Annotated in this window: 5 protein-coding genes (1 of these 5 cut by a window edge); 3 read left to right on the top strand and 2 right to left on the bottom strand. The window is 68.5% G+C overall.

Annotation, left to right across the window (positions count from 1 at the left end; all coding sequences use genetic code 11):
* Nucleotides 1-275, bottom strand: a 275-nt coding sequence (locus D455_RS34935) for a hypothetical protein (protein ID WP_206539296.1), incomplete at its 3' end; no start/stop codon positions are given.
* A gap of 811 nt (nucleotides 276-1,086) precedes the next feature.
* Between D455_RS34935 and dnaE the strand changes: the two genes are divergently transcribed.
* Together dnaE and D455_RS0125940 are read left to right on the top strand one after the other, a co-directional pair.
* Nucleotides 1,087-4,647 (top strand): DNA polymerase III subunit alpha, encoded by a 3,561-nt coding sequence (gene dnaE, locus D455_RS0125945; protein ID WP_017573582.1) that lies wholly within the window; start codon nucleotides 1,087-1,089, stop codon nucleotides 4,645-4,647.
* Between the two features lie 157 nt (nucleotides 4,648-4,804).
* Nucleotides 4,805-5,614: a PadR family transcriptional regulator gene (locus tag D455_RS0125940; RefSeq protein ID WP_017573581.1), complete on the top strand. Its 810-nt coding sequence runs from the start codon at nucleotides 4,805-4,807 to the stop codon at nucleotides 5,612-5,614.
* Between the two features lie 106 nt (nucleotides 5,615-5,720).
* Here the strand turns inward: D455_RS0125940 and D455_RS0125935 are convergent, their stop codons facing one another.
* Nucleotides 5,721-6,260: a DinB family protein gene (locus D455_RS0125935; RefSeq protein WP_017573580.1), complete on the bottom strand. Its 540-nt coding sequence runs from the start codon at nucleotides 6,258-6,260 to the stop codon at nucleotides 5,721-5,723.
* A gap of 79 nt (nucleotides 6,261-6,339) precedes the next feature.
* On the opposite strand from D455_RS0125935, the gene D455_RS0125930 reads away from it, so the two are divergent.
* Nucleotides 6,340-6,945: the 5' portion of a hypothetical protein gene (locus D455_RS0125930; RefSeq protein WP_017573579.1), read on the top strand. The gene runs 96 nt beyond the window's last position; the window shows 606 of its 702 coding nt (coding positions 1-606); the start codon lies at nucleotides 6,340-6,342; the stop codon falls past the right edge of the window.

Genomic DNA, 6,945 nt, shown 5'->3' with positions numbered 1-6,945 from the left:
TCTCCATACTTCTTATTATAAGCGAGGCGGCACCATTCCGCCAGCAATTCCTGCCCCATCTTCTGCCTTTTCCGCGCCTTTTCTTTCGCAAGGAAAAGCTTCCCGGTAAAGCACAATTGGGGGCACCCGAAAAGCGTGCCCGGAAAGCGCGACCGGAAAGCGTGTTGTCGTGGGTGTCGGCGCAGCAGGGTCCAGCCTTTTGCGAACAGCGATCGTTGGTCGCCCTCCGGTGGCCGCTCGTGCCGTTGGTGCTGCTTTTCGCAGGAGCGGCCCACCGCCCGCGAACCTTAGGCGTTGGTCGCCCTCCAGTGGTGGCTCTCGCCGTTGGTGCCGACGTCGCGGACCTGTACCCTCAGGGGCCTGGGCGTTGGCAGGGAGCGGATATGGCCTGCCTGCCGTTGGTGCCGCTTTTCGTCGGGTGCTCAACCCTCGCCAGGCCCCAACCGTTTCCCGGCCGCCCGAACCACTTCGCGGCAGCTGGTGCGCTTTCGTTGCCGCCAACAACCCCCAGCAGGAACAGCGTAGGGAGGAGCCCTGAGGGCGGCCCCTCCCTACCCCTCAATGATGCGCTTTTCCGCCCGAGCCCCCTCTGTGGTCATTAACTCCGAATTCCGGATCCCCTGCTTTCCAAACCCCTGGGAGGCTGTGGGCATGCCAAGGCGTGCAGGGGTGGGATCCCCCCTATTTCCAGGAAACCATCACGGCCCCACCCCGGGACAGCCCCAACCACCGCCTGTGGAAAACCCAACCGCCCATGGTCGGCAGGTCGTCATCCACGACTCCAAGAACCCGACCGCCGAGGCGCCACGCTTCATCAGGGACGGCCTGGGCGCACTCCCGTCACAGGGGCGGCTTGGACGCCCTCCCGCGCCACCACGTCCGCCGTGACGGCGCCGTGCCCCGGATCGACCGACCGTGGTCGTGCCTCACACCACATTCGCCGGGCTCGCCGGGCTCGCCGCGCTTGTTGTGAAGCACGTTGCGTCGTCCACGGATGTTGTCCACAGGCGTCAGCGGAGCGGTCGGGAAAGTCGTAGGCTCAGGAGTTACCACACGTCCACCGACCCTCCTGGGGGCACCCTAGCCATGGCCGACTCCTTCGCCCATCTGCACGTCCACACCGAGTACTCGATGCTCGACGGGGCAGCGAAGCTCAAGCCTCTGTTCAAGGAGGCCGGGAGGCTGGGCATGCCAGCGGTCGCCATGACCGACCACGGCAACATGTTCGGCGCCTACGAGTTCTACCAGCAGGCCAAGGGCTCGGGGGTCAAGCCGATCATCGGCATCGAGGCCTACGTCGCCCCCGAGTCGCGCTTCCACAAGAAGCGGGTCTTCTGGGGGCGGGCCAGCGGCTCCGACGACGCCTCGGCCGAGGGCGGCAAGGACATCTCGGGTGGAGGCCGTTACCTGCACATGACGATGCTGGCCCAGAACGAGACCGGGCTGCGCAACCTGTTCCGGATGTCGTCGCTGGCGTCCATGGAGGGCTACTACATGAAGCCCCGCATGGACCTGGACCTGATGTCGGAGTACAGCGAGGGCGTCATCGTCTCCACAGGCTGCCCCTCGGGCGGGGTGCAGACCCGCCTGCGGTTGGGCCAGGAGAAGGAGGCCATCGACTACGCGGGCAAGCTCCAGGACATCTTCGGTAAGGAGAACGTCTTCCTGGAGCTGATGGACCACGGGGTGCCCATCGAGAAGGAGGTCCGCGACGGCCTGCTCAAGGTCGGCCGCGCGTTGGACATCCCGCCGCTGGTGACCAACGACTCCCACTACGTGTACGAGTCCCAGGCCTCGGCGCACGACGCCCTGCTGGCGGTGGGCGTGGGCAAGAACCTGGACGACCCCACCCGGTTCCGGTTCAACGGGTCGGGCTACTACCTCAAGACCGCCGACGAGATGCGCGGCCTGCTCAACTTCGACGAGTGGGCCCAGGGCTGCAAGAACACCCTGCTGGTGGCCGAGCGGATCGAGCCCGACGCCTACGAGGGTGTGTTCGCCCCACGCGACCTCATGCCCACCTTCCCCGTGCCCGAGGGCGAGACCCAGTCCTCCTGGCTGGCCAAGGAGGTCGAACGGCTCCTCAGGGAGCGCTACCCCAACGGGATCAGTGACGATGTCCGCAGGCGGGTCGACTTCGAACTGGGCATCATCAACGAGATGGGCTTCCCGGCCTACTTCCTCGTGGTCTCCGACATCTGCCAGTACGCGCGCAAGAGCGGTATCGCGCTGGGTCCGGGGCGTGGTTCGGCGGCGGGTTCGATGATCGCCTACGTGCTGGGCATCACCGACCTGGACCCGCTGGAGCACGGTCTGCTGTTCGAGCGGTTCCTCAACCCCGAACGCGTCACCATGCCCGACATCGACCTGGACTTCGACGAGCGTCGGCGCGGGGAGATGATCGAGTACGTCACGAGGCTCTACGGAGACGAGCGTGTCGCGCAGATCCTGACCTTCGGCACCATCAAGGCCAAGGCCGCGGTCAAGGACTCCACCCGCATCCTGGGCATGCCCTACTCGGTGGGCGACCAGATCACCAAGGCCTTCCCCGCGGCGGTGGGCGGCAAGGAGATCCCGCTCGACGCCGTGTTCAACACCGAGCACGAGCGCTACGGCGAGACCACGGAGCTGCGCAACCTCGTCGACAACGACAGTCAGGTCGCCAAGGTCATGGAGACCGCGCGCGGTATCGAGGGCCTGACCCGGGGCACGGGTGTGCACGCCGCGGGCGTCATCCTGTCCAAGGAACCGCTGCTCGACGTCATCCCGCTGCACAAGCGGGACACCGACGGCGCCATCATCACGGGCTTCCCCTTCCCGCAGTGCGAGGACATGGGCCTGCTCAAGATGGACTTCCTGGGCCTGCGCAACCTGACGATCATGGACGACGCGATCAAGAGCATCAAGGAGTCCGAGGGGATCGACATCGACCTGGGGCAGCTGCCCCTGGACGACAAGAAGGCCTACCAGCTCCTCTCGCGCGGCGACACCCTGGGAGTGTTCCAGCTGGACGGCGGCGCGATGCGCAACCTCCTCAAGAGGATGGAACCCAAGAAGTTCGGTGACATCGCGGCCGTGCTGTCGTTGTACCGGCCGGGTCCGATGGCGGCCAACGCGCACAACGACTACGCCGACCGCTCCAACGGCCGCCAGGAGATCACCCCGATCCACCCCGAACTCAAGGAGGCCCTGGACCCGATCCTGGGTGAGACCTTCCATCTGCTCGTCTACCAGGAGCAGATCATGGCGATCGCCCAGCAGCTGGCCGGGTACAGCCTGGGCGGCGCCGACCTGATGCGTCGGGCCATGGGTAAGAAGAAGAAGGAGGCCCTGGAGAAGGAGGAGGCCAAGTTCTTCCCCGGTGCCATGGAGCGCGGTTTCTCCAAGGAGGCCGTCCAGGCGCTGTGGGACGTCATGCTCCCCTTCGCCGGGTACGCGTTCAACAAGTCGCACGCGGCCGGGTACGCGCTGGTCTCCTACTGGACCGCCTACCTCAAGGCCAACCACCCCGCCGCCTACATGTCCGCGCTGCTGACCTCGGTCAGTGACGACAAGGACAAGATGGCGGTCTACCTGGCCGAGTGCCGCGCCCAGGGCATCAAGGTCCTGCCCCCCGACGTCAACGAGTCCGGTCTGCGCTTCACCCCGGTCGGCAACGACATCCGCTTCGGCATGGGCGCGGTCCGCAACGTGGGCGCCAACGTGGTCAACTCGATCATCAAGACCCGCACCGAGAAGGGCAAGTACAGCTCCTTCACCGATTTCCTGTCCAAGATCGAGCTGGCCGCCTGCAACAAGCGCGTCATCGAGTCGCTGATCAAGGCGGGCGGCTTCGACTCCCTGGGTCAGCCGCGCCGCGAGCTCTACCGCCACCACGAGACGGCGGTCGACGGCATGATCAGCTCCAAGAAGCAGGAGGCGCACGGCCAGTTCGACCTGTTCGGCGGCGCCGACGAGGGTGACTCCACCCCGATCGGGCTCAACATCAACTGGGGCGACGAGGAGTGGGACCGCAAGACCAAGCTCTCCTTCGAACGCGAGATGCTGGGGCTGTACGTGTCCAGCCACCCGCTGGCCGGGGCCGAGCGGGTGCTGGCGCGTTCGCGTGACACCTCCATCGCCCAGGTCGTGGCCGGGGAGATGGCCCGTGAGCGCGGTGAGGTGCGTATCGCCGGGCTGATCTCCAAGGTGGACAAGCGCACCAACAAGGCGGGCAACCAGTGGGCCATCGCCACGGTGGAGGACCTGGACGCCTCCATGGAGGTGCTGTTCTTCCCCAAGACGTATCCGCTGTACGTGGAGGCGTTGTTGGAGGACACCGCGGTCACGGTCAAGGGCAGGCTCAACGACCGGGACGGTACGTGGTCGATGTTCGCCTCGGAGATGTCGATCCTGGACATCTCGCACGTCACCGAGGGAGAGCCCCCCGTCCTGCTGACCGTGGACGAGAAGCGCCTCACCCCCGAACTGGTCGGTGACCTGCGCCAGGTGCTGGCCACCCACAAGGGGGAGACCCCGGTGCGGATCCGGGTGGACAACCCGGTGAAGTCGCGTGTCTACGCCGTGGACCGCTACTCGGTGCGGATCTCCCCGGAGTTCAACGGCGAGGTCAAGAGCCTGTTGGGGGCGTACGCGGTCGACTACTGACCCGCCTCCCACGACCCCGTGGTCCCCGTGCGCCCGACGGCGCGCGGGGACTTTTTCGTGCCCGGGCCTTGCCAGGGGGAAGTTAGCGATATATCTTTGAGCTATCAGGACAGAGGATGACAGTCGCTCTGTATCGCACGAAACGAAGGAGAGCACCATGAGCGCCATGGCACTTCCCGGTCCCTGGTCATGGGACGCGCGTGGTCCGCGCCGCGGCCGCCGCGTCTGGGATCCCCGATCCTGGAACCCCCGCGCCGAGGCGCGCGGTGAACACCCCGGGCACGGCGGGGGCGGGTTCGGCCCGCCCGTCGTCCCTCCGGTCATCCCGCCCGAACCTCCGATGCCTCCGGGTACGCCCCCCTGGGGCGGAGGGCCGGGCGGGCCGGACAACCCGTTCGGCGGCTTCGGTCCTGGCGGAGGTTCCGGGCCCGGAGGCGGCCGCCGCAGGGGCGGACACCGCGCCAGGCGCGGCGACGTGCGCACCGGCATCCTGCTGCTGCTGGCCGAGGAACCGCGCAGCGGATACGAGATCATCCGGGAGGGCCGCGACCGCAGCGGGGGCATGTGGCGGCCCAGCCCCGGCTCCGTCTACCCCATGCTCCAGCAGCTGGAGGACGAGGGCCTGGTCAGCCAGGAGGGCGGCGAGGGGCGTCGGCGCCCCTACAAGCTCACCGAGGAGGGCATCGCCCACCTGGAGGAGCACGGCGCCGACCTCACCCCGCCCTGGGAGGCGGTCGCCGACGCCTACGCCGACAGCCGGTCCCGGTACGAGGAGATCGCCGCCCTGACCCACCAGCTCAACGCCGCCGCGGCCCAGGTCGCCCAGGCGGGCACCGACGACCAGCTGGCGCGGGCCAAGCGGCTCCTGTCCGAGACCCGGCGGGGGCTGTACCTGATCCTCGCCGAGGAGGGCGAGGACACCACCTCCACCTCCGGCTCCGCCTACGCGGACGACGATGAGGACTGACGGGCACCGGCGATGACCCGGTGAACGGCGAAGGGGCGCCCGGGGACGCGAACACGTCCTCGGGCGCCCCCGTCCGTCGGAGCGCGGCCCTCCGCCGACCCGCGGACTACTCGCCCGTGGTTCCGTCGGCGAGTTCGCGCAGGACGTCCAGGTGGCCGTTGTGGCGGGCGGTCTCCTCGACCATGTGCACCAGCACCCAGCGCAGGGTGGTGTGCCCCTCCGACCGGTGGGCACGCCGCGACCCCGAGCCCAGTTCCAACCTGGCGGTGATCTCGCGGGAGCGGGCGCACTGGGCCTCGTACTCCTCCAGAAGCCGCTCCAGGGGCACCTCCCCGCCCCGGCGCCACTCGGCGTCGGGATCCTCGGGGGTGGCGTACCCCTCGTCGGGCTGACCCAGCAGGACCACCTCGAACCAGGCGTGCTCCACCCAGCGCAGGTGCGACACGAGGGCGCCCACACTCATCAACGGAGAGGTCGGCAGGGGAGTCGCGACGGCGTGTTCGTGGGACAGGCCGGCGCACTTCGCGTGGACCGTGGCGCGGTGCCAGTCCAGCCAACTGGTGAGCATGGTGCGCTCGTCGGAGGCCTTGGGCGGGTCGACACGGTGGAGCGCGGGGGTGGCCAGAGGGCTGTTCTTGTCACTCATGCCGGTATTCTCCGTTCCGGCTATGCCCCGTATCCACTGGTTTTCCGCAGGCCGGGACGGGGCTCGGAGAGTGGGGGAGATGGCGGACCGCAACCGGGAGAACACGTCGGCGCCGGCACGACAGCTGGCCGCGGGAGCGTGGGTCCTCGGGATCCTGCTCCTGCTGGGCGCACTCCTGGGGCTGCTCTGGTGGGCGATCGCGCCACGCGCGGAGGGCATGGCGCTGGGTGAGGGCGAGGTCTACACCGGCACCACCGAACTGGTGTTCGCGGGCGAGGGCTACTTCGCCCTCATCACCGCCGCCACCGGGCTGATCGCCGGTTACACCGCCTACATGCTCCAGTTTCCGCTGGCCCGCCGCCGCTTCCAGGACCTGCGCATGGTCTGCCTGGTCGCGGGCGCCCTGGGATCGCTGGGCGGGTCACTGCTCACCTGGCGCGTCGGGGTCGCCCTGGACGCTCCGTCCCGCGCCGCCGTCGCCGCGGCCGAGCCCGGTGCGACCGTCGAGACCGCGCTCCAGCTGAACGCGACCGCCTTCCTGCTGGTCTGGCCGCTGCTGTTCGTCCTCCAGTACGGCCTGCTCGACGCGATCAGCCTCCTGCGCGGGGACCAGCCCGGCGTGCCCGCCCGCGTCAGCGCGGTGGGTACCGAGGACGGGGCCGACGAAGCCGACGCGACCGACGGC

Origin of the sequence: Nocardiopsis halotolerans DSM 44410, assembly GCF_000341065.1 — a bacterium.
Classification (GTDB): domain Bacteria; phylum Actinomycetota; class Actinomycetes; order Streptosporangiales; family Streptosporangiaceae; genus Nocardiopsis; species Nocardiopsis halotolerans.
The sequence above is the reverse complement of the archived record's forward strand: the minus strand, read 5'-3'. Positions and strand labels throughout refer to the sequence as shown.

Excerpts from the sequence above, each read along its gene's own strand:
- dnaE (WP_017573582.1), top strand. The coding sequence starts at position 1,087 with ATGGCCGACTCCTTCGCCCATCTGCACGTCCACACCGAGTACTCGATG.
- D455_RS0125940 (WP_017573581.1), top strand. The coding sequence starts at position 4,805 with ATGAGCGCCATGGCACTTCCCGGTCCCTGGTCATGGGACGCGCGTGGT.
- D455_RS0125935 (WP_017573580.1), bottom strand. The coding sequence starts at position 6,260 with ATGAGTGACAAGAACAGCCCTCTGGCCACCCCCGCGCTCCACCGTGTC.